The 23,791-nt window shown below is 46.3% G+C and carries 18 protein-coding genes; 8 read left to right on the top strand and 10 right to left on the bottom strand.

Going from position 1 to position 23,791, the window contains the following annotated elements; translation table 11 throughout:
- Positions 1-67 precede the first annotated feature (67 nt).
- Positions 68-1,735, bottom strand: a complete 1,668-nt coding sequence (locus tag CF168_RS06505; protein ID WP_089067362.1) for a diguanylate cyclase — start codon at positions 1,733-1,735, stop codon at positions 68-70.
- A 197-nt stretch (positions 1,736-1,932) separates the two neighbouring features.
- Between CF168_RS06505 and CF168_RS06500 the strand changes: the two genes are divergently transcribed.
- On the top strand, positions 1,933-2,784 hold the full coding sequence (locus CF168_RS06500; RefSeq protein WP_089067361.1) for a DMT family transporter: 852 nt from the start codon (positions 1,933-1,935) through the stop codon (positions 2,782-2,784).
- A 57-nt stretch (positions 2,785-2,841) separates the two neighbouring features.
- Here CF168_RS06500 and CF168_RS06495 read toward each other — a convergent pair whose 3' ends face one another.
- The 3 genes from CF168_RS06495 to CF168_RS06485 all read right to left on the bottom strand — a co-directional run bounded on the left by CF168_RS06495 (position 2,842) and on the right by CF168_RS06485 (position 5,453).
- On the bottom strand, positions 2,842-3,381 hold the full coding sequence (locus tag CF168_RS06495; protein WP_089067360.1) for a YfaZ family protein: 540 nt from the start codon (positions 3,379-3,381) through the stop codon (positions 2,842-2,844).
- 163 nt (positions 3,382-3,544) lie between these two features.
- Positions 3,545-4,054 (bottom strand): GNAT family N-acetyltransferase, encoded by a 510-nt coding sequence (locus CF168_RS06490; protein WP_089067359.1) that lies wholly within the window; start codon positions 4,052-4,054, stop codon positions 3,545-3,547.
- A 28-nt stretch (positions 4,055-4,082) separates the two neighbouring features.
- Positions 4,083-5,453 carry a magnesium transporter gene (locus CF168_RS06485; RefSeq protein ID WP_089067358.1) on the bottom strand — a complete coding sequence of 457 codons (1,371 nt, stop codon included), beginning with the start codon at positions 5,451-5,453 and terminating at the stop codon, positions 4,083-4,085.
- Between the two features lie 147 nt (positions 5,454-5,600).
- On the opposite strand from CF168_RS06485, the gene CF168_RS06480 reads away from it, so the two are divergent.
- Positions 5,601-6,086, top strand: coding sequence for a glutathione peroxidase (locus CF168_RS06480; protein WP_089067357.1), 486 nt, complete (start codon positions 5,601-5,603; stop codon positions 6,084-6,086).
- Between the two features lie 599 nt (positions 6,087-6,685).
- On the opposite strand, the gene CF168_RS06475 is transcribed toward CF168_RS06480, so the two are convergent.
- From CF168_RS06475 to CF168_RS06455, 5 genes are all read right to left on the bottom strand, one after another.
- Positions 6,686-8,503, bottom strand: a complete 1,818-nt coding sequence (locus tag CF168_RS06475; RefSeq protein ID WP_089067356.1) for a M1 family metallopeptidase — start codon at positions 8,501-8,503, stop codon at positions 6,686-6,688.
- A gap of 470 nt (positions 8,504-8,973) precedes the next feature.
- Complete coding sequence (locus CF168_RS06470; protein WP_089067355.1) at positions 8,974-9,945, bottom strand: PstS family phosphate ABC transporter substrate-binding protein; 972 nt, start codon at positions 9,943-9,945, stop codon at positions 8,974-8,976.
- A gap of 226 nt (positions 9,946-10,171) precedes the next feature.
- The gene (phoR, locus tag CF168_RS06465) at positions 10,172-11,470 is read right to left on the bottom strand and encodes a phosphate regulon sensor histidine kinase PhoR (protein ID WP_089067354.1); all 1,299 of its coding nucleotides are present in this window, start codon (positions 11,468-11,470) and stop codon (positions 10,172-10,174) included.
- An 80-nt stretch (positions 11,471-11,550) separates the two neighbouring features.
- Positions 11,551-12,240, bottom strand: coding sequence for a phosphate regulon transcriptional regulator PhoB (gene phoB / locus CF168_RS06460; RefSeq protein WP_011623460.1), 690 nt, complete (start codon positions 12,238-12,240; stop codon positions 11,551-11,553).
- A 185-nt stretch (positions 12,241-12,425) separates the two neighbouring features.
- Positions 12,426-13,370, bottom strand: coding sequence for a porin (locus CF168_RS06455; RefSeq protein WP_164717875.1), 945 nt, complete (start codon positions 13,368-13,370; stop codon positions 12,426-12,428).
- Positions 13,371-13,662: 292 nt separating this feature from the next.
- Here CF168_RS06455 and rdgC point away from each other — a divergent pair, with 292 nt between their 5' ends.
- Positions 13,663-14,577, top strand: a complete 915-nt coding sequence (gene rdgC, locus CF168_RS06450) for a recombination-associated protein RdgC (RefSeq protein WP_089067353.1) — start codon at positions 13,663-13,665, stop codon at positions 14,575-14,577.
- Positions 14,578-14,797: 220 nt separating this feature from the next.
- Here rdgC and CF168_RS06445 read toward each other — a convergent pair whose 3' ends face one another.
- Entirely contained in the window at positions 14,798-16,609 is a 1,812-nt protein-coding gene (locus tag CF168_RS06445) for a M61 family metallopeptidase (protein ID WP_089067352.1), read from the bottom strand.
- A 140-nt stretch (positions 16,610-16,749) separates the two neighbouring features.
- Here CF168_RS06445 and CF168_RS06440 point away from each other — a divergent pair, with 140 nt between their 5' ends.
- From CF168_RS06440 to CF168_RS06420, 5 genes are all read left to right on the top strand, one after another.
- Positions 16,750-18,912: a tetratricopeptide repeat protein gene (locus CF168_RS06440; protein WP_089067351.1), complete on the top strand. Its 2,163-nt coding sequence runs from the start codon at positions 16,750-16,752 to the stop codon at positions 18,910-18,912.
- 149 nt (positions 18,913-19,061) lie between these two features.
- Complete coding sequence (locus CF168_RS06435; RefSeq protein WP_086902319.1) at positions 19,062-20,618, top strand: GGDEF domain-containing protein; 1,557 nt, start codon at positions 19,062-19,064, stop codon at positions 20,616-20,618.
- Positions 20,619-20,674: 56 nt separating this feature from the next.
- Positions 20,675-22,030, top strand: coding sequence for a nucleotide 5'-monophosphate nucleosidase PpnN (gene ppnN, locus CF168_RS06430; RefSeq protein ID WP_089067350.1), 1,356 nt, complete (start codon positions 20,675-20,677; stop codon positions 22,028-22,030).
- Positions 22,031-22,044: 14 nt separating this feature from the next.
- On the top strand, positions 22,045-22,827 hold the full coding sequence (xni, locus tag CF168_RS06425) for a flap endonuclease Xni (RefSeq protein ID WP_089067349.1): 783 nt from the start codon (positions 22,045-22,047) through the stop codon (positions 22,825-22,827).
- Positions 22,828-22,937: 110 nt separating this feature from the next.
- Positions 22,938-23,366, top strand: coding sequence for a DUF3192 domain-containing protein (locus CF168_RS06420; protein ID WP_089067348.1), 429 nt, complete (start codon positions 22,938-22,940; stop codon positions 23,364-23,366).
- Positions 23,367-23,791 lie beyond the last annotated feature (425 nt).

The raw sequence follows: 23,791 nt of genomic DNA, 5'->3' as shown, positions 1-23,791 counted from the left end.
TATGTGTTGTATGTGTTCAAACTTAAAGAGGCGCTCGATTAAATGGAGGCTCTTTTAAATAGACACTCTAAATCGAGACAATCTCGCCCGCGCGGGTATCGGCGTATTCCTGACGGCGCTTTTCCATCCGCGACTGATACAAACTGCTATCGGCGCTGCGAAGCCACTCGTGGGGCTCGGCCACATCGGTATTGATAGCAAAACCAAAACTAAACTGGCAATCCTTTAAGCCCTCAGCGGCAAATTGCGTCGTTAACCCCCTCAAGTAGGTCGTTAAGGTTGCCATACCATTTGCGGGCAGGATCAGCACAAACTCATCGCCACTGATCCGATAAATTTTAAGGTGAGCAATATTAGTCGCCTGCAAAACCTGTACTAAGCGTTGCAGTAAACGGTCGCCCTCTTGATGGCCTAAGGTATCGTTCACCATTTTAAGGCTGTCGACATTGAGTAACACCAAAGCCATTGGCTGAACCACTTTATTGCCAAAGGCCAATTGTGAATTCATAAACTCATCAAAGGCATAGCGATTACCCACTCGGGTTAAGCCATCGAGCCTAGCCTTTTCCCAAGCGATTCCTAACTCTTCGATATGCGCCTTACGTTCCTCGGATAGCAGTTTAAGCTTGTTCGCTAAGGCGAGGGATAACAACAGAGCATCCACTGTGCCGCCCAGCAGCGTGGCAAACTCGGCATGTTCGATAAAATCGGGGGTGATCCCCATATTGCCCGGAAGAATAATTAACGCTGGCAGCAATAAGCAGCTAAAAGCCATAATAAAATAACGGGCAGGCGCAAAACCTTTCATTAAACAGACATTGCCGCAGGTAATGGCCAGTGCAATCCACAGCATGATTAGTACTGAGGCAATAATCGCGGTATAGGACAATAACAACACACTGGTTGGCAGGGCTAAAATGCAGGCGATTAACAGGTACTTGCTAAGGCGCCATAATCGCGGCGAATAGCTGGGAAGCTGTAAGAAGTGTTTGTAGAACAGAATGTTAAATATCGGCAAACTGATAAAAAACAGATGATGCAACTCAAGCTGATGAAAGTTGAATAGATGCGCTGGTAAATGGAAGGTCAAGGCCCAACCACCAAAATAGGTCAACACATACAGGCCGTAATATAGAAAGGCTTTATCAAAAATAGAGATATAAATCAGCAAATTGTACAGCGCAATAAAAAACAATCCACCTAAACAAATCATTATGGCCAAGGCCATGCGGTCCGTGGTCAGTTGGTGTACTTCTTCCGACTCAATTGCCAGCTCAGGTGCAGAGGAAAAATATCGGCTGCTCAGCCGAGTCACTAACCAATAATCCGTCCCCATATTGAGCTTAACTTTACGGCCATAATCGAATAAAAACTCATAGGGCGCATAGTAACCACTCTGGGCAAACTGCACTGAACCATCGCTGCCGAGCAACCAATAATCGACCGATTCGACAATGGAATTACTGGCATCCACCACCCAATGGTTTTGGCGACTGTTGACCATCACGGGAGACACCATCCAATAATCGCCCCCAGCCAGGCTCACCGAACTGGCCTCTTCGAGCTGGCTCATCCATTGAGTCACTTGATTAAAATCACCCGGAGGCTGTTGTTTATCATCGGCGTGGAATAAATAGGGGGAATCCAACGCAATTTCAGCGCTCAAGGCAAACGGACTAAATGTCCAAAGAAGCAGCAAAAAGCACCAGAAATTGTGTAAGTTAGTTTTGCTCATAGGTATCTTGGTTTATATACCAGCGTCTAGTTCCAGGCAGAAAATCATTTTAGAGTGTTAACTTTATGACTACATTTTATTTTTTACAATTGATTAGACTAAATTAGTCGGCAATCGGGTACCTTATGATGATATTTTAGTCGTTCACTTAGTGCGTAAAAGCTTAGCCACCATTTCAGCCGTTAACTTGGATACCTATGGCACCCTTATTGATGATTCTAGCTGCCCAGTTGTTGATTGCCAGCGGTAACCTATTGGTTAAATTGCTTGAAACGAATGCGCCCGTGTTTCAACTGGTGCTGTATCGCCAATTATTCGCCACGCTCTTAGTATTACCCTTTGTTTGGCGACTACAGGGAAACCTTAAGTTAAGCCCCTTTTACAAGGTGCACTTGAGCCGAGCACTGTTAATAGGCTTAGGCAATGCCATCTTTATGCTAGCGGTGCTGCACTTACCGCTGGCGACTGTGACTGCGGTCATTTATACCTCCCCATTGTTACTGTTGCTAATGTCCGCCTTCTTTTTAAACGAACGCATAGGTTATCGTCGCACCGTCGCGGGGATTATTGGTTTTACAGGGATTTTGCTGATAAGCCAGCCGACAGAATTTAACCTCTATATCGGTCTAGCCTTTTTTGGAGCTATGACCTCAGCAACCAACAGTCTCATTTTGAAGGCATATTCAACCCATGAGCATCCCTTTTCAACACTCTTTTGGTCTAATGCCTTTGCCATGGTTTTTCTGATACCGGCAACCTGGTACGAAGGCGCCGACTTTAGCCTGCCCGTCGCCCAAGTTGGTTTGACCCTAGGCCTGTTTTATATCGGTATGACCTACTTCATCATCCACGCCTATCGGCGTGCCGATGCCAGCCAAATGGCGCCCGTGGAATACACTGGCCTTATTTTTGCCGCATTGTTTGGTTGGTGTTTTTTGGATGAGCACTTAAGCATTGTGGTGTGTATTGGCATAGGACTGGTGATCTTCTCTTCCATCCTGCCAAGCTACAGCGAGCTGAAAGCCAAATGGAAAAGCCGGCGAAGATAACCTTAGCCGGCTTTGACATCGAAGTGGCCTCTGTAAAAGCCACTCAATAAGGCGAGATTAGAAGCGGAACTTACCGCCGATGTAAACGCCATCTTCGAAGGTGAAATCACGGGCGTGATCATATTCGAAGGCAATCTTACGGTAACCGACATAGAACGCCATATTAGGATTCACACGGTACTGTACCTTTGAATCCAATTCGTATTGACCATCGACATTACCGAAAGACAATACCGATGGCGCATAGTAAGCAGCGGCATGCAAAGAGATGTTTGGCCCTAACGCCAAGGCATAACGACCACCGACTGACACTGTGCTGCCATTTGGCGCATCATCTGCCCATAACTGGCTTAACTTTGCGCCAACTTCAAAATGATGCACACCCGCATCATGGGTCATGTGCATTGCGCCTTGGGCAATATGACCGCTATCGTCTGAATAAATATATCCTAATAGTGCATTGACATCTTTATTCACTTGCAGCTCTAACTCGGTAGAAACCACATCGTTGTTTAACCCAAGATTAAATTCTGACGCATTCACCTGCAGCGCGGCTGCACTCAATAATAAGACACTTGCTACTCTGAACTTAGCCATAAAAACACCTCAATAATGACTGTGGGTAATGGCGCGAATCATACCGAATAAAAAAAGAAAATCTGCATATTTAGCTGAGAGTCGAAAAGATTTTTGAATTTGAAACCAAACGAAAACCGGTAAAAAACACAAGCAAAACTTAAAGCAAACAATTTAGAAACATTTAACTTGCTGGAACCCGATCTCCAACGAGGGATTGCATTATGCCATCGATATCCAGCTCATCTTCGAGGGCTAAGTAATACCAACCGACGGTATTCCCCGTTCCTCTAATACTTAAATAATTCCGCCAAAAGTGAAATCCGGCCTTGAGTAAATTCACTCGGCTGGCGTTGTTTTCATCTCGAATGGTGGCAAATAATAGGGCTATCCCCAGCGCTTTAGCCACTTCAATCCGCTTAAGGGTAAGCCCTTGGGCTATGCCACGGCGGCGGTACAAAGGCGAGACCACCAGATAACCTAGTTCCCCTACGGGGCCAGACCCCGCCTTAATCGCCGCGCAGCCAACCATCTCACCCTCGAGTGTTTTCGCCAATATTACAGCGCGGGACAGAGCAAAGGCCTGATGGTCGAGGGGATGCGCGTTGTCATCCCGTTGATCGATTAAGGCCGCCGAAGCCGCTAATTCGGCTGCGCTTTGGCAAAGGACAAATTGAATATCGTTTTGATTCATACAATTGAGTTAAACAACCAACATCCACTTAGAGATACAGTATCGTCGCCATGCCGAGGAAAGTGAAAAAACCCACCACATCGGTCACTGTGGTTAAAATCACTGAGCCAGAGAGCGCCGCATCTTGGTTAAATCGCTGCAACACCATAGGGACAAACACCCCAGCCAGCGCCGCGACCGCCATATTGATCAAAATCGCGCAACCTATCACTATGCCTATCGTGCTGTCGGCAAACCACCAGCCCGCCACGAGTCCAATCACAATCGCCCACAGGGTACCATTGACTAGACCAATGCCTAACTCGTTCTTCATTAACGAGAATAAGTTACCCGCAGAGATCTGCCCCATCGCCATACCGCGGATCATCAAGGTGAGCGACTGACTCCCCGCAATCCCGCCCATGGACGCCACTATCGGCATCAACACCGCAAGTGCCACCACTTGCGATAACACGTTCTCAAATAAGCCAATGGTTGCCGAGGCCAAAAATGCCGTGAGTAAGTTAATCCCTAACCACACGGCGCGGCGCTGCGCACCTTTGATGATCGGGGCGAATAAGTCGTCGGACTCATCCATACCCGCGGTCGCCATTAATTGCGCTTCGTAATGCTCACGCACTAAGGCGGTGGCGGCCCTTAGGGTGACACGGCCAATCAGCTCCCCAGCCTCATCGATAACGGGTAACTCAATTTCGCGGCTATGTTCTATCGCCTCGGCAGCATCGAGTAGCGTCGTATCCGCAGCTAAAGCGCGACTGTCTTCCGATAACAGTGAAATCAGCAACTCAGAGGGATCATGTTTGAAAATATCATAACGTCTGACCGTACCTAGGTATTTATCCGCCTCATCGACGATAAATAAGTTGTCGTTACAGTCGAGTTCGATTCGTCTGAAAAACCGCTGCGCTTGGGCTACTGTCGCCTTATCACTGAGCACTAACATTTGATGATCGGTATAACGACCAATCTCGTTTTCCGAATATTGGTCGTACAACTCAAAGCGCTGCCGCTGACGTTCGCCCATTTGCGCCAAGGCGCGGTCGGTAAAACTTTCAGGGAGATAATCACTCCACTCAATCAAATCCTCAGGACTGAGCTGCGCAAACAGCAGATCCACCTCATTGTCGGGCATCTGCTTTAGGATCCCCATACGCGGATCGGCGCGCATTAAACTCAGCACTGTCACACGGTCACTAAACTCAACCTGTTGCCAACGCTCGTAACGCTCGTCTAAGGGTAAAGACTCCAGAACTAAGGCAACCGTGCCAGGCTCAGCTTCATTTAAGATTTCACTGAACACTTCAGCCTGTTCTTCACCTTCAACTTCAGTGAGTTGTTGAACAACCTGCCCGACATCGGCCTGTGTGTTTGTTTCGTATTCGGCTTCATGTTCAGTCACATAAACGCCCTTCTGCTGAGATAAAAATTAGCGTAACTATATTGATATTGAAGAAGATTAGCAAACCCACAAAATAAATTGCACACAAATCAATTGATAACAATCAAACTATTATTTATGCTAATCACCACACCTAAGGAGGTAATGATGACATCGACTATCTATAGCCATATCGCAAACGACATTCAAGGTAATCCAACGGCATTGGCGCAATATCAAGGCAAAGTGATCTTAATTGTGAATACCGCCAGTGAGTGCGGTTTTACACCACAGTACAAGGGCTTAGAAGCGCTCTATCAAAAATATAAAGCGCAGGGATTGGTGGTTTTAGGCTTCCCATGCAATCAGTTTGGCGCCCAAGAAAAAGCCGATGAGAAAGGTATTCAAAGTTTTTGTGAACTCAACTTTGGCGTGAGCTTTCCACTGTTTTCGAAAATCGAGGTAAACGGTGAGCACACTCACCCTTTATACCAGTACCTCAAAAAAGCGGCTCCAGGCGTATTAGGCACGGAACGCATTAAGTGGAATTTCACTAAATTCTTAATTAATCGTCAGGGCGAAGTGGTCGCTCGCTTTGCGCCAACCACAAAACCAGAGGCCATTAGTGACAAGATAGAAGCGCTTTTAAAATAATCCGCACGCTATCCCATTGAAATTTTATTATTAAATAAAAAATTTAAGTTATTTTTTATTTTCGATGGAACTTTAATTCTATAAGCCCCTCAAACATATTGAACAGCGAATGTCTTTTTCATGTTCATCATTCTCCCTGGGGCTTCTAGCGCAGCCCCCTTGACCTAGGAATAGGTCACTAGGCAACCAATTGGTTGCCTTTTTTTATGTCTATGTTTTATATGTAAAATAAATGTGGCCGCTCACCAACGGCTCAATTTGCTGATGTCAGCAAGCCCAAAAATAAATTTAAAATTTTTTAGCCGCCAACTGAACTTTATCAAAAGGTCTTAGTCTGACTATATGTAAGGATTAACAAATCCGCTTTGATGCAGAATTGATTGCTAAATGAAATGTTTAGCAAAGGATTAAATGGATAAAACCCGCCGTTTAATTCAATGAAACAGTTTCAAGTTATTGCATAGAGTCGAATTGGTTGGTCGTTCATCATCATCTCCCTTTTGGGAAACAATCGAATACACGCTAGCGCACTGCATTCCTTTGTCTCCTACTTTGATTCTTTTATGGCAACCTTAGGTTGCCATTTTTTTATCTGAATTTTATCCCTTCAGCATTCTATCCAGTTGCACTTGAATCGAAGGATGGTATCCCGCCCGCGCACAAGCATAGATTTGTTGTAACTCCGCGTGGTATCCCGCAACCTGCAATTCAGCATAAAGTGGACGGACAAACTTACCGCGGCCAATGCGCTGTAAATACGCACTTAAGGCGGGCAGCACTGGATCATAATGATTGCGGATAGCGACCCTAAACCAATCGCAGGCAATTTCAGCGTTAGTAGACTCGGTGAACTTAAAGGTATCGTCCAAATCCATCAGTTGTACCTGCGACACCACTTCGGGCAATTGAGTCAAAAAGTATTGCCAATGGTGGACTCGCCAGCCCTTAACTTTAAGCTCGCTGGCCGCTTTGCCCTGTAAGAAGTCATCCAAGGCGCTATCGACCTTATCTAAACTTCGTGATGTGGGCCCCACATAACCTTGCGGTAACCCTTCGCCATAAATCCATTCCTGCAGCTCAGCTTCGTTTATTTTATCGGGATAGGCTTCGACTAAAGCGACTTTCGCATATTCGACAAACACTTCGGTGGTGATCGCCTTAAAGGCAAAGTGCTGCACATAGGCAAACAGAAACTTATCGAACTCGACGCGGCCGAGGCGATGCTCTAGCTCATGGACGAACATCGATGCCTTATCGTAGGTAAAACGGTTAAAGGCCAAATTAGGATCGGCCTGCTGCACATTCGCGGGCAGCGTTTGCCTGTGGCGCGGTAACATGGCCATTTCTTCGGTTAATCGGCCAAATTCAATGACCCATTCCAGCTCGGCCTGCTCCTTACCATAAACGGCTTCGACAATCCGATTGGTGAAATAGGTTGTAAAGCCTTCATTCAACCAGAGATCGCGCCATGTGGCATTGCTCACCAAATTGCCCGTCCACGAGTGTGCCAACTCATGGGCCACTGTCGACACTAAGCTTTTATCCCCCGCAATCAGGGTTGGGGTTAAAAAGGCTAGACGCGGGTTTTCCATGCCACCAAAGGGAAAGCTCGGTGGCAAGATAATCATGTCATAACGCCCCCAGGCATAAGGGCCTAAGAGCGATTGCGCCACATCCAACATATGCTCGGTATCGGCAAACTCAGTTGCCGCGGCCTCTAACATGCAAGGTTCGGTATACACGCCGCTGCGCGGACCTATGGCTTGAAAGGCTAAATCGCCCACCGCTAAAGCTAGCAAATGGGTGGGAATGGGCTTTTCCATCTCGAATTGGAATTGCCCCTCGAGCGGTGTTTCTGGGTCGTTCATCGCACTCATCACGGCACGCATCCCCTTTGGCACCTCAACGTGCGCATCGAAGGTTATTCGCACCTTTGGCGTATCCTGCAGGGGGATCCAACTGCGAGCATTAATGGGCTGAGACTGACTAAAGAGATAAGGTAATGCTTTGCCCGCCGTTTGTTCAGGCGTCAGCCACTGCAGCCCTTCAGCCTCCGGCGAGGTGTGGTAGCGAATGCAAACTTGTTCGCACAGCTCTTGGGGTAACTGGATGACTAATTTCTGCCCGAGAATCTCATCAGCCGCTTCAAGATGAAATGCCAGCGCCGTTTCATCCTCAGTCGTGACCGATAAAATGTGTAAGTCGCGACTATCGAGCCATAGCTCGCCAACCTGTGACTCAAGATAGCGCAGCGACAGCGTTGCCTTCCCCTGCAAACGACGAGTCGCAAAATCGACTTTAAGCGCGAGGGGTAAATGCGTGACCTGTACTTGGTCGCTATTAGCAAAGGAATGGTAATCTCGGTTGTGATCCCAGGTTTGGGGTTCAATTGGGACTGGTTGGTTTTCTGGCGGCATCTGTTAAGCGACCTGTTATCGGTAAATGAGCTAATCCTATTATCGGTCGCTGATTTACTCCTGCGCAATCGAATAAACCTTTCCCGCATCCGCATTTTGTAACATTGCTTGAGTCGATAACGTGCCAGAATCGACTTGAGTTAAGCTGCAAAAATAAAATTTACATATTTTTCAATAAATAAGGGTTATATGAAAAAATATTTTCAAAAAATTTCTATTTTTGCTGAACTAATTTCACGCCCTTGAGTCAGATATTATGAACCGAATCTTTGCAATGAGTTTCTTCGTTCATCATCATTCTCCTTTAGATGGTTTCTAGCGCGACCGTCCCCGGATTCCGAATTGGAATTTACAGCAACCTTATTAGGTTGCTTTTTTTATGCCCACTTTTTCAGTTTTAAGCTGCAATGAATCATCCCAAAAACAAAAAGGGCCTCCGAAGAGACCCTTAATGGTTTAGCGATTAAGAATTAGAGGCGGATGCCTAACTGTTCTAAATCTTTAGCAACTACGCTCTTAGGCAGAGTCACATAACCGTCTTTTTCTACCACTTGCTGACCTTGCTTAGACAGCACGTAACGGATGAATTCTTTTTCCATTGGTGCTAAGTCTTTGTTTGGTTGCTTGTTCACGTAGACATATAAGTAACGTGATAATGGGTAAGTACCGTTAGCAGCGTTTTCTGCAGTCGCTTCGATAAACTCGTTACCTTTCTTCGCGATAGCAACGGCTTTCACGCCAGCAGTTTTGTAACCGATACCAGAGTAACCGATAGCGTTCAGTGATTGAGACACTGACTGAACCACAGAAGCAGAACCTGGTTGCTCGTTTACGTTGGCCTTGAAGTCACCTTTACACAGAGCGTGCTCTTTGAAGTAACCGTAAGTACCAGATACTGAGTTACGACCGTACAGTTGTACGTCTTTTGCTGACCAGGTACCGTCAAGACCTAACTCGCCCCAACGTTGGATATCGCTGCTACCACACTTGTGAGTAGAAGAGAAAATGCCGTCAACTTGTTCAACAGTTAAACCTTTGATTGGGTTATCTTTGTGTACGAAAACCGCTAAAGCGTCAATCGCAACACGAACTGCTGTAGGCTTGTAACCGTAGTGCTTTTCGAAGGCTTCTTCTTCGTTAGGCTTCATCTTGCGGCTCATTGGGCCGAATTGTGAAGTACCTTCGGTTAACGCTGGTGGCGCAGTAGAAGAACCAGCAGCTTGAATTTGGATGTTGACGTTAGGATACATCTGTTTAAATTCTTCAGCCCACAGAGTCATCATGTTGGCTAAAGTATCTGAACCTACAGACGAAAGGTTGCCTGATACACCACTTGCTTTCTCGTAAGTTGGCAGAGATTGATCAACAGATGCCATTGCAGTGGCAGAGAATACACCAGCGGCTGTGAGGGTCATCGCGCCGACAAGCTTTTTCAGTTTCATTATGTGCTCCAGTAATAAGCTAACTAATTTCTAACTTAAGTTTCTTCAGACGCAGCCAGTATCAATCGCTACAATGACAATTCTATGTCCAAGATGTGACACTTAGATGACAAAACACATTTTTCGTATTTTTTTGCAAAAAAGGTCATCACCCAGTACTGATAAAAACAAAACAGGCCCTAATGGCCTGTTTTAAATATAAAAATAAATTAAGTCTGCGCAGCCGTTATTTTTTACGGACGATCAAATGGTGTGGGATCACAAAGCTAAAGGTGCTGCCTTTGCCCAATTCACTACTAATATTGAGCTCACTGTGGTGGTGACTCAGGGCATGTTTCACAATAGCTAAACCAAGGCCACTGCCCCCAGTTTGCCTTGAGCGCGCACTGTCGACGCGATAAAAGCGCTCGGTTAAGCGACTAATATGCTGCGGCGCAATTCCCTCGCCCGTATCCGTCACACTAAAGAGGCCTCCAGTTGCCACACTACGCCATTGTACGGTAATTTTCCCGCCAGGTTCTGTGTAGCGAATCGCATTCGAAATCAAATTAGAACAAGCACTTCTAAGCTGTAACTCATTACCATGAGAGTTGAGTCCCGCCTCGCAATGGAAACTCAGTTCGTACTTATCCTGCGCCAGTGCCTTGGCCTCTTCCTTCAAGACCTCCATCAACTGCGCCATATTCACCGTATTCTCAAGGTTAATATCGACCGCATCTTCGATGCGCGATAACACCAACAGCTGCTCCACCATCGACTGCATTCGCCGCGTCTGTTGTTGCATTAAGGCTAAGGGCTTGGCGTTCATCGAATCGGGTTCGGCCATGCTTTGCATCATCTCTAAATAACCCTGCAATACAGTGAGCGGGGTTTTTAGTTCGTGTGACACATTGGCGACAAATTCTTTACGCATGCCTTCGAGTTGTCTTATCCGAGTAATATCACGGGCGATCAACAGCAACTGCCTATCACCATAGGACATGATACGAATTTCAAGTAGGCGCCTATCCGAGACTGGTGAGGCCAACTCTAACGGGTCTTTATATTTCCCCGCCTTAAGGTAGGCAGAAAAATCTGGGTGGCGGATCAAGTTATCAATCCGTTGACCATTATCCTGTGGCCAGACAAAGCCTAAAATCAGCTGCGCTAACTTGTTACACCATAAGATATTGTGCTCTGAGTCAAGCACGACTGCCGCATCGGGCAAGGCCTCGGCGCCTTGGCGAAAACGTCCGAGTAATGCGGCTAATTGGCCGACTCGGCGACGATTTTTACCCTGCAAACGGTATATGCCGTTAAACACCCCTTCCCAACTGCCACTGCCCTGGGGAGGCGTTAATTTTCTGTCACGCCATAACCAAAAATTGAGACGAGCTAACTGACGGTAATGCCAGAACACCAGTCCTAGCAATCCAATGATAAGTATCCAGAGGGGTTTCCCTACCAATAAACCAATTAGCAAACAAAGCAGTAAGAACACCGCTAAGCGCGAAAACAACCGGTACCCTGAATAAGAGTCGAACATAAGTAAACCCAGACATCAGGCTAAATAAGAGGAGCACAAGATAGCTTAAAAGCTAACCTGTGCCTATCTCTTATTTGGCACTAAATGCGTGTAGAGAAACGATAACCAGCCCCACGAACCGTTTGAATGAGACGGTCATGACCCGACTCTTCGACCGCTTTACGCAGGCGACGGATGTGCACATCGACGGTTCTGTCTTCTACATACACATTGGTTCCCCAAACGTTATCGAGCAGCTGTTCGCGGCTGTAAACACGTTCAGGGTGTGTCATAAAGAAGTGTAATAAACGGAATTCCGTTGGCCCCATGTCAAGCACGGTATCGCCAACACTCACCCTGTGGCTCACGGGGTCGAGTAACAATCCTTGTACATCGATGGTTTCTTCGAGGCGGGTCGGTGCGCTACGGCGCAACACAGCCTTGATACGCGCCACCAGCTCCTTGGGTGAGAACGGTTTAGTGATATAGTCATCGGCACCTACTTCGAGGCCCTTAACCTTATCTTCCTCTTCACCGCGAGCGGTTAACATAATAATGGGGATCTGACGGGTAAACTCATCCTGCTTAAGGCGTTTGGCCAATTGAATACCACTTCCACCAGGAAACATCCAATCCAACAAAATCAGATCGGGGTAAGGCTCCTTTAGCAGCGCAATGGCCGAATCAAAATCTTCCGCCGCAGAGGTTGTAAACCCATGCTGTTCCATTACAAAAGTCAGCATCTCACGGATGGCTAACTCGTCTTCTACTATCAATATCCTTGCAGTCATAAGTGATTTTCTGTCAGTGAATGTCAACACGGCTATTATTAGTCATTTTTATTACAGATTTATGAATTAGCGTGCTACTTAAGCGATATAGTCGCGATAATTGTCATATTAAGTTTATATAACTGTTTGTTTATCGCAATAAAAAAGGAGGCTTAAGCCTCCTTAATTCAACCTTAATGCTGAGATTAGAACTTGTGTTCTAAGCCAACACCGATGTATTTGTCATCGTCGTTTGACGCTTCCATAGAGCGGTTAGTATAAAAAGCAAACACTTTCGTTGGCTTACCTAAGCTGTAGTCCGCCCCCACTGACCATGAATCACCTAAGTCTTCCATGTCTTGGTATTGTGCTTTTAAGGTCACAGCGTTGATATCGTAAGCTGCGCTTAACAGGTAACCATTCACGCTGTCAGTGTTAACAGGTAAAGCGTTTTTATAGGTTTGTTCCTGTTGTTGGTACATACCACCTAAGGTTAAATCAGCGATTTTACCTTGTACCGATGCACGCAGGATTTCGTAACCTTTTACGTCAGAATCGTAAGCGATAGCAGCGTAGAAAGGTGATTTTTTCAGTTTAGCGTCACCGTACATAGCGGCTAAGCTGAAACCGTCTTGAGCTTGTTGGTCAGCATCGCCTTCAGCAGCATAAGTTGCACCGAATACGAAACCACCGATTGAAGGTGATAGGTAAGTTGCAGTTTGGCCTAAACGGTTTTCACCTTTGAACAGGCTCTTTAAGTCACCTGATAAATCGTTGAACTGGTCAACGTTACCTTGAGAGATCTTTAACAGAGTGTCGTTACGACCAACAGAGAAAGAACCAAATGCACCTTTTAAACCAACGAATTGGTTACGGGCTTTGAAGTTGTCGCTTGTTGCAGCGCCAGTATCAACTTCGTACTCTACTGTGTAGAACGCTTCCAGCGAGCTAGACAGTTCGAAATCACCCTTCACACCAAAACGAGAAGCATTACTTTGAATAGTTGTTGTAGAATCACCTTTCTCATCATTTGATTGAGCGGTAACGTTCAACTTACCATAAACAGTCAGTGGCTCAGCGGCATAAGCAGAAGCCAGAGTTGCAGAAGCTAGCGCAGAAGCAAGTAGAGTTTTACAAAAAACGTTCATCATTTAATCCTTTCGACGTTATGTTCGTCTTGGTTATTGGTTTGGAACGACCGAAAGTTTGCAATGAATCTGTTTCAGTTTTATTTCAATTGTGACAACTTGGGTCAGCCACCACGAAACCGCACTCCCCTTCAAAGATAAAACCGAGACATACCAAGGGTTACAGACAGATTTTTTTCAATGTTACATTTTGATGAATTCTGCAACCGGGGCAAAATTTAACGATTTAAGGTAGGTTTACCCCGCTGCAACTATGCCGTAAACTGCGACTTTATTTTTCCAATGAGCGCATCTTATGTGGTTTAAAAATCTTACTCTTTACCGTTTCAATAAACCTTTTTCCATCGAGACAGAAGCACTTGAAACCGCACTCGCCGATTTCACATTTTCCCCGTGCGGCAGCCAAGACGTCAGCAAATTTGGTTTTTCCAATGCCTTAGGTAAACAGGGCAGCACCTTAGTGCACAGCGCCAACAATCGTCACCTTATCTGTGTCACTAAAGAAGAAAAAATTCTGCCAGGCCAAGTGATTAAAGAATCATTAGAAGAAAAAGTGGCGCTAATTGAAGACGAAGAAAATCGTAAGCTCGCCAAAAAAGAAAAAGATGCGCTGAAAGATGAAATCATCACTAGCCTATTACCACGCGCCTTTTCACGTCGCAGCCAAACTCGCGCGCTGATTTTACCTGAGCTGGAAATGATCCTCGTTGATAGCTCTAGCGCTACTAAGGCAGAAGAATTATTAGCCTTATTACGTAAGGCCTTAGGCAGCTTGCCTGTGATCCCATTAAGCTTTAAAGCGCCTGTTGAATCGAACCTCACTCAATGGTTAAAGGATGGCAGCGCACCATTACCCTTTGAAATACAAGATGAAGCCGAGTTGAAATCGGCCGCCGATGAAGGCGGTATCGTGCGCTTTAAGCTGCAAAATCTGAAAGAAGATGAAGTACTTGCCCACCTTGAAACAGGCAAAGAAGTGCATAAGCTCGCCCTGCACTTTGGTCAATCAATTGCGCTACTGCTGCAATCCGACGCCAGCGTAAAACGCTTAAAATTCTCCGAAGAATTTAGAGCGGGTAATGATGAGCTAGGGAATGAAGATCCTATGGCGCGTCTCGATGCCGACTTTGCCTTAATGGGCAGCGAGTTAGTTGCGCTGATGCACGCACTGGTTTCAGCATTAGGCGGCCTTGAAGAGACTCAAGCTTAACGCTTAAGCAAGCAGATAAAGCACAGCCATATTTAGCGAAAGCGCCAACCAAGCTTAAGCAAAATCAAACGAAATAATGTATAAAGGCGCCGCAGTTGAACTTAGTTCACTGCGGCGCCTTTTAGTCTCTATGACTGAAATAACACTTTGGCAGTCATTCGAGGGAGCGATTCAAGTAAGCCAACCTTAATTGCCACCACTCACTCAAATCGCAAACGAACTAGCTTTTCGTCAGCAGCTCACCCTTATTATCGAACGGCCAATCAATGCCAAGCCAGGCTTTGAAAAAGGCTTTTTGCCGCTTAGTCGCCTTCGCATCGCCTTTTAGCACTAGCTTACCGCTTTGTTTCTCACCTAAGGTTAACGCCACTTGCTTGATTTTGTCGTTGTTAAATAAGGTGATTTCAACTTTATCACCCACTTTAAAGTCTTTGATGCGTTTATCAAAACCTTGTGCCGTGACCTTTAAGCCATTGATCGCGAGGATCTCATCCCCTGCCACGATACCGGCCAGCCACGCGGGGCCATTACGCATGACTTGAGAAAGCACTAAAGAGCCATGTTCGCTGCTTAAAGTCATGCCCGTAAAAGGCTCAGCTTTGGAGTCTTTACCATAGAACATCACTAATCCTGCCTGAGACAACAGGCTTGAAAACTCAAGACTCAGCGGACTATTCACATGGCTCTGCCACCACGGGCCATAATCCTTACCCGATAAGTCCTTCAGTATTTGCTGCACATCGGCCACAGTGTAACCCTTAGGTACGCGGTAATCCTGATAGAGTTTACGGTGTACATCGCGATATGAGTGGGCAAGATTCGAGTCGGTCAGCAGGGAGAAATCCAGCGCCAGTGAGGCTAAATAACCTTCAGAGTAAATATTCACACTGTGGTTAATAGCATAATCACCACCCGTGCTGCTCCACTCCCCTAAACTGGCCTCGGCCACAGATTGAATTTCACGCCCGGGAGTCAGCTCACTCTTCTCAATGCGTTTAGCAAGATCTTCTAAAAACTCCTTAGGTGTCATCACTCCTGCACGCAGCAGTAACTGACCTTGGAAATAACTGGTCGAGCCCTCGGCAATCCACAAAAGTTCGGTCATGTTTTCATGCTGATAATCGTAAGGAACCAAACCCGCTGGACGATAGGCTTTAACGTTCCAGGTATGAATAAACTCATGGGAGGCGGTACTGATAAAGCGTAGGTAATCCTTACGCTCACGAAAACTAAACCGAGGCAGTTGGATGACCGTCGAGTTCAAATGTTCGGTTGCGCCACTCGCACCGCTAGTGGCATGCACCATATACACATAACGCTCAAAAGGATAACCATCCCAAATCGCCTTGGCTTGATCACTCAGCGCGGTTAAATCTTTCACTACCTTGTCGGCATCGTAGTTGCCTTCGCCCCACAGCACTAACTCATAGCCTTTACCATTAGCGCTAAAGGTTTTGTGGGTGCTCACACCGGTTTCGATGGGCGAATCAATCAGCACATCATAATTTGGCGCCACAAAGGAATGCGCCGCGTTGCCTGACGACATACCCGAATAGCTTTGCCAGTTTTCGGGAACCGTTAATTGTACTGCGACAGCATCGGCTCGAAATTGCGGGCTATACATAAATACGCCGCTGGCATCTAAATAGGCGTGGGTAGCATCGATATGACGCACTCGTTGACCTAATTCATTGGCATAGAGCTGATAATTCACTGTCACACTGGTGGGCTTATCGAGAGCAATTTGCCATTCACCGCTGGCGGTGCGTTTCCATGGCAGTGCGTTGCCTCGTGCATCGGTCGCGCTAAATAAACGCACACCGTCGGATAAAGGTAACACTTGGTATTTGCCCGTACGCCACACGGGTAGATTGACATTGAACTCACCCACTTTAGCCTCGGGGAAGGTCACACTCACCTTCGCAAGGTGATGTTCTGGTTGGCTTAAATCAATTTTGTAATCCACATCGGCAAATACGTTAGCCGACCCTAATACACTTAATACCAAAATAGATAATCTACTGGGTTTCACTCTGACTTCCTTCCGTCTTCTGTTATTATGCTTCTTATATTTTTTCCAAGTATAACAAGTCGATGTAGCATCCTCATTAGGCGCTAACAAAAGCTAACAAAATAAGTTCCTTGACTTAGGGAATATAGGGCCACCTACACATGCATAAACTCATTGTTATTTTCGTGACCTTGTTGATGTCTATTTCTTTTCAAACAAAGGCTACCGATCTTGAGGCCGAAGAAATAGAATTGCGTGAAACGCCGCAGAAGATGTATGACAGACTTAACCAGTCCATCTCTTTTCCTATTGCCTTTAAGAATCGTGAACAATTTAAACGTGCCGCCCAAGAGCAAGGTTACAGCAGTGATGAATTCGAGCATATTCTTCAACTGCTTGCGCGGTTAAATCTCGAGCCAAATGTGAAATCCAAGGTTGGCTTTCAAGACGCCAATAGCCTGATTGAATTACTGGCAAGCATAGCGCAGAGTCCCTTCGAACAAGCCACTGTCGCTATGCTCAAGGGGCGTTATATCGGCCGTACCGAACAAAAATACCAAGAGGCCATCTCATTTTATAATGAGGCGCTGACACGTATTAACGACAGTTATGATGTGGAATCCATGCTGCTAAAGCACACCATTCATGAACATTTAGGCGGTTTGCACCTCGTTATCCGCCAAGATGTGCCCGCATTAATGCATTTTCATACCTACCGTGATATCGCCTACAAGCTTAGAAACGACTACCTTATCGCAGCGGCCGAATCGAAACTTGGGCATTATTACAATAAAAATCAACAACTCACTAAGTCGTTGCAACATTATAGCGAAGCGATTCGCCTGTCTAATCGCTCCAATTATCCTTCGATGAAAACCCACCTGCAGCTGCAACTGGCGAAGGTGTATCGGGATTTAAAACAATGGGATGAAGCCCTAAAGAATGCCCATGAGGCTGCAGCAGGTTTTAAAAAACTGGGCAACGACACTTATTTATCAAGCTGTATGACGGTCATCGCCATGGTGTATGGCGAGCAAGGTGATTGGAACCGCGCCATCGATTACTACCTGAATGCCCAACAGCTCGACGCCAAACGCGGTAACTACATCGCGCAAGGGCTAAATTTTCACAATCTCGGCCAAGCCTATTCACACCTACATGATGAGGTAAACGCCCTCAAATACTTATTGATGGCGAATCAGATATTTCAAGAAAAACAAAGCCATCACTATTTAGTCTATAACGAACTGCTTATCGGTGAGATAGCCCAATCGAAGGAAGATTGGCCGCTGATGATGAGCCACGCCGAGAATGCTTTGGCTCTCGCCAGCGATTTAAAATTGCAGGATGAGCAAAAATCGGCGCTGACACAAATCGCCCTGTCTGCGGAAAAGCTCAACGACCAAGCTAAAGTGATTAGCACACAAAAGCGCATTATCGAATTGACCGAAGCACTTGAAAGCACAGCCAAAGATCCATCGGTTTCCGCCTCAGTGCTGGCCGAGCAGCAACTCAAGCTCGAACTCAGCATGTTGCAAGGCAAACTGAATGATGCGGTTGAAACCACTAAAAATACTAACAAATTGCTCGCCTTTAGTGGCCTGATTGCGACTGTACTCTTAGTGGGGATCATCATACTGCTCAATCAGCGCCTTAAGCACAAACGCCAAAACGCCATGTTGCAGCAGTTAAGCCTCGAAGAACCTTTTACCCACCATCAGGGATATGCAGCGCTATTAAAGGATCTCGCCCAAAGCACAGCGAATGCGCCCACAACCGCCCTCGCCTTAATTGAATTTCGCGAGCATGTCAGTACCGATCTGAATCACGGCCAATATTTTGCCAATGCCATTACACGCCAATTAACTGGCCATATCACTAATGCATTGTCGATGCCCGTGTATGTGATCCGTCAGGGCTTGTTTGCCGTAAGATTTACCGAGGCAGACGAACCGCAGCGAGTGTTACAAACACTGCGGGCACAGCTGGATACCAAAGGCATGGGCTATCATTTTAATTTAGGCTGGATTAGCTTACCGCTATTGACCAAAGCGGAAATCAAAATAGCCCCTAAATTACTGTTTGAAACCCTGCAAATGGCACTCGCAGGCGCGCGCAGTTTGCCGAATGACACTAGCCATTATGTGAGCCTTAGAGCCTTAGATTTTGTGCCACCGACACTCTTTGCCGATCCACTATTTTTGCATCTTGAAAAAGGGATTGAACGCGGCCTGATAAGGGTCGACACCAGCGCAACCAAAGACGACATCATTTGGCCCTGCTGGGAAAATAACCAAGATCGACATTTATTAGAAAATATTTGATCAATATCGACAATTAATCATCGTGGCATGGGGAAAGCAATTTGCACTCTACCGCCATTGTTATAACATTAGAAGCATATGAGTTTACCGCTAATCTGGACAGAGGACGTCATGCTTGTTAGCCCTACAGAGTTAGGAAAATACTCCGGATGAAGGATTCCAACGCGACAGTGACACAGCTGGCATTGCTTCAGCAAAAACTTCACTCGGCAAAATTGGCCCTCGATGAAGTAAACGAAGACAGGAATGCTAAGTTACAAACACTACTCCAATTTATTGGCCATTTAAGTCTTGCCTGCAAAGGGCAGAATTTAGAACTGGATAATAAACTTGCCAAACTTCGCCACAATCTAAATACCTTTGAGCGAGTCGATGAAGCATTACCGGAGTTGGTTGATGTTGAACGCCTGTTAAAGGGTCAGTACAACCACGTAATGGTGCAACTGGAAGAAAGCCGCACAGGGCTTGCTCAAGTCATTCGCCAAATCCAACGGGTTAATTCGGCGCCAGAAAAACTCAAAAAAGAAGTTAACTACTTCAAGCAAGATCTCTCTAAACCGTTCCACACTGTGTGGGAATATATTCCTAAAGTTAAACAAATCATTGGTTTCTACGATACCATCCTGCAGCAACAGTTCAACGAAACTGAAAAGCTCGATGTCTTGCCTAAGCACAGGCAACTCGCCCACGAACTGGCACAGATGATTTCGGAAATTGAGTTTCGTAAAGATCAACGCGACCAAGTGCTGGTGATTAAAGAGCTGCTGGCATCGGAAGTTGAAATCGATACCTTGCTCGAAGCTTATCAAACCATTTTATCTCTGCTGCTCGATAACATCGCCCGCGAAAAATCGGCCTCACAAGAGTTTTTATACGCCCTAAACGATGCTTTAGCCGCGGTACGTGAAGTGGTGAGTGAATCCTATAATCACAACCAGCGCAGTTTTCAGCTAAAAACCCAGCTCAACCGTGAAATCAATTCGCGCGTCGATAATGTGGGTGAAGCCATTATCGACACCGACGATATTGTCGATCTAAAAGCCCAGTTAACCGAGCAGCTTAGCTCGATTCGCTCCGCCCTCGCCCGCAAAGAAGCCTTAGAGCAGCGTGAACAAGCCTTGCTGCGCAAGTCGATGGAAACCATGCGAAAAGAGCTTAACGAGCTGAGCAACGAGGCGAACACCTATAAAGAGCGTCTCTTCGAGCAACAAAAACTCAATCTATTGGACAGCTTAACCCAGCTCCCTAACCGTGCCGCCCTCGAAGAGCGCATGGAACTTGAGTATCGCAATTATCAGCGCCATAAAAGCCCACTGTGGATTGCGGTGGCCGATATCGACCACTTTAAGAGTATCAATGACAGCTTTGGCCACAGCACGGGCGATAAAACCCTGCAGGTCATCGCCATGGCATTAAAGAACTCCCTAAGGGATACCGAGTTTGTCGCCCGCTACGGCGGTGAAGAGTTTGTGCTCATCCTGCCCGATATTGACGGTGGCGATATTGCTCAACTTTTAAACAGAGTCCGTGAGAAAGTAAAAAATATTCCATTTAAATTTAAAAATCAGCGAATTACAGTTACAGTATCTATAGGGGCTGCGCAGGTTATGGGGAACGAGCTCATACATGAAACCTTCGAGCGCGCCGATGCAGCACTCTACAAAGCAAAACATGAAAGCAGAGACAGGGTTGTGATTGACGTATAACAAAGTCCGCCTATACGTCGCCTCTTATCACTCCTGTCGAGACGAAGGAGTGATAAATGATAGTAAAAGTCAGCCCTAAGGGCAGCATGGATCAGCTTTCACAACTCGAAGTTGATCGCCTCAAAAATAGTGCCAAGAGCGCCCTATATCAACTGTATCGTAACTGCTCACTCGCCGTCCTCGCCGCAGGCCTCAAGACCGACAACTCTAAAGCGCTTTTCGAGCAATACCAAAGCTTCGATATCAATGTGTTGCAACGTGAACGTGGGGTTAAACTAGAGCTTATCAATCCCCCCGAGCAAGCCTTTGTCGACGGCCAAATTATCACGGGGATCCAAGAACACTTGTTTTCGGTACTGCGGGATATCCTTTATATCAGCGACAAGTACGACACCCTTAAACATATCAATCTCACCAACGCGAGCCACATTACTAACGTAGTGTTCGATATTTTGCGTAACGCCCGCGCCATCGCACCGATGAAAGACCCCAATGTGGTCGTCTGTTGGGGTGGTCACAGTATTAATGCCGTCGAATATCAATACACCCGCGAGGTGGGCTATCAGCTTGGCCTAAGAGAACTCGATATTTGCACTGGCTGTGGCCCTGGCGCGATGGAAGGCCCGATGAAGGGCGCGGCAATTGGTCATGCGAAACAGCGGATTAAGAATGCCCGTTATATTGGTCTCACTGAGCCCAGTATTATTGCCGCCGAGCCGCCTAACCAAATTGTTAACGAGCTGGTGATTTTACCCGATATCGAAAAACGCCTCGAAGCCTTTGTGCGTCTAGGCCACGGCATTATTATTTTCCCCGGCGGTGCGGGTACCGCCGAAGAGTTACTGTATATTTTGGGCATTTTGCTCAATAAAGAAAATCAGGAAACCCCCTTCCCACTGGTGCTCACAGGCCCCAGTGAGAGCGCGGATTATTTTATTAAAATTGACGAGTTTATCGCCGCCACCTTGGGGCCACAGGCGCAGCAAAAATATCAAATCATCATAGACAATCCCCCCGAAGTCGCGCGGGTGATGAAGCAAGGCATGGAGCAAGTGAAAACCCATCGCCGCGCCACCGGCGATGCCTATCAATATCAATGGGGACTTAAGATAGAACCCGAGTTCCAATTGCCCTTTATCCCTAGCCATGAGGTGATGGCCAACTTGGATTTACATTATCAGGCCAATAAAGCCGAACTGGCCGCCAATTTGCGTAAAGCGTTTTCGGGTATCGTGGCGGGTAATGTAAAATCAGACACCATCAAGCAGATTGAACAACTAGGCCCCTTCCACATTAAAGGGGATCCACATTTAATGGAGCTGATGGACAATTTGCTGGGCGCTTTTGTCGCCCAACATAGGATGAAACTGCCGGGAAGCGCTTATGTTCCCTGCTATCAAATAGTGAAGTAAAACAATAACCGCCAATGAATAAGTTTTTAATTATCGATGGTCTCAACTTAGTTCGCCGGATTTATGCGGCGATCCCAGATGAGAACGATATGGACAGTTTAACGGAGCGTGTGAGTGTCGCCTGCACTAAACTGCTGCGCATTCACCACCCAACCCATGTCGCCATCGTCTGGGATGGTGATGAGATCTCCTGGCGTAAACAGCTTTACCCCGATTATAAAAAGGGCCGCAAACCTATGCCCGAGCCTCTGGCTGCGGGCTTACCGGCACTGCAGGAACACCTGAAAAGCGTACAAATCCAATCGATTTATGCCGCAGCCGAGGCCGATGATGTTATCGCTACCCTTGCGATGAAAACCGCCAAAGCCCAAGGTGAAGCCGTTATCGTGTCGACCGATAAAGGCTTTAGCCAACTCAATCACCCGCGTATCAGCCAATGGGATCATTTTAATCAGCAGTACCTCAACATCGCTGAACTTGAGCAAAAATTGGGCGTCGATCGCAGCCAATTTCTTGATTTAATGGCACTGGCTGGTGATAGCGGCAATAAAATCCCCGGCATCGCAGGCATAGGCCCCAAATCGGCGGCAGAATTACTGCGAACCTTCAGAACCCTAGCGGCGTTGTTTTCTTCGCTGCCCAATCTTGGCGCTAAACAAGCCAAGAAACTCGCCGAAGGCCGAGACATGGCTCGCCTCAGCTATAAATTAGCCCAATTACAAATCGATTTACCCTTAAACATCAACCTTAAGGATTTTAGGGTCAACGGCCCCACCAATGTGCCGCAGGTCGATTAGCACCTATTGTTAACACTAAGTTGCAATAAAGCCGTTTACCTTAGGTCATCAAAGGCGTATTTTATTGACTTGCCAGATAGTACATTGGATATGCAAAGGAATTAGATTCAATGAAATCAAAAACTTCGGTCATTATTGGTAGTATATTTGCCGCGTATGTCGCCTTCGTCGCTGTTGTGGTGCTGGTATATGAGCCCACCCCTGATGAAATGGATTGGGAAGACAGGCAAGTTTATAACAGCCAGAAATTAAACGAGTTAACCCTAGGGCAGGATATTTCCGCCGTCAAAACCCTATTTGGCAAAGCCGATTTTACGGAAGCCAAATCCCTTAAGGATGGACAGCTACAAGTGCTCTTTTATCGTACTCACCATGAAAAATCCGATGGCGTGACCACCAAAGAAGAATGCACACCACTGATTTTTAAAGACGATAAACTCGTGGCATGGGGTGATGATACCTATAAACAGTATCTCGAAGCTGGCACCGATATCGTTAACCGCACCGCCAAAGAAGCTGAAAGCTCAAGCAAAAATTGATTTGGCTCTGATATCGCCATCATCCCTAAGCTAAATATCCAAAGCTTATTAAGCTATCTCCAAAAATGGCTATGTAATATTAATTCATTGCCATTGATGTTCTATAACCGCTTGAAAGCAAGATGACTTTATCATCAGGAGTGTAGGATGCATTGTCATTTGCCCCTGTGAGACCCCTTGTTATTTCACAAGAAGCTTTCATGAAGGCCTTACTAAAACCTAGATGTTTTAGAAAGTCACAGTTGCAACAATGACAATCTTTACAACCATTGAACTGTTCATCTGGCTAAAAACTTTTTTGCCCCAAAGCGAGAAAAGTTTGTCGTCAGGTGTGTAGGATGAATTGCCATTGTTTCCCCTGCGACACGCCATAAACTCATCCCTGAGGGCTCGACGGCGGCATCCATGCCGCCAACGGTCACAGT

Source organism: Shewanella bicestrii, assembly GCF_002216875.1.
GTDB classification, from domain to species: Bacteria; Pseudomonadota; Gammaproteobacteria; order Enterobacterales; family Shewanellaceae; genus Shewanella; species Shewanella seohaensis.
The sequence above is the reverse complement of the archived record's forward strand: the minus strand, read 5'-3'. Positions and strand labels throughout refer to the sequence as shown.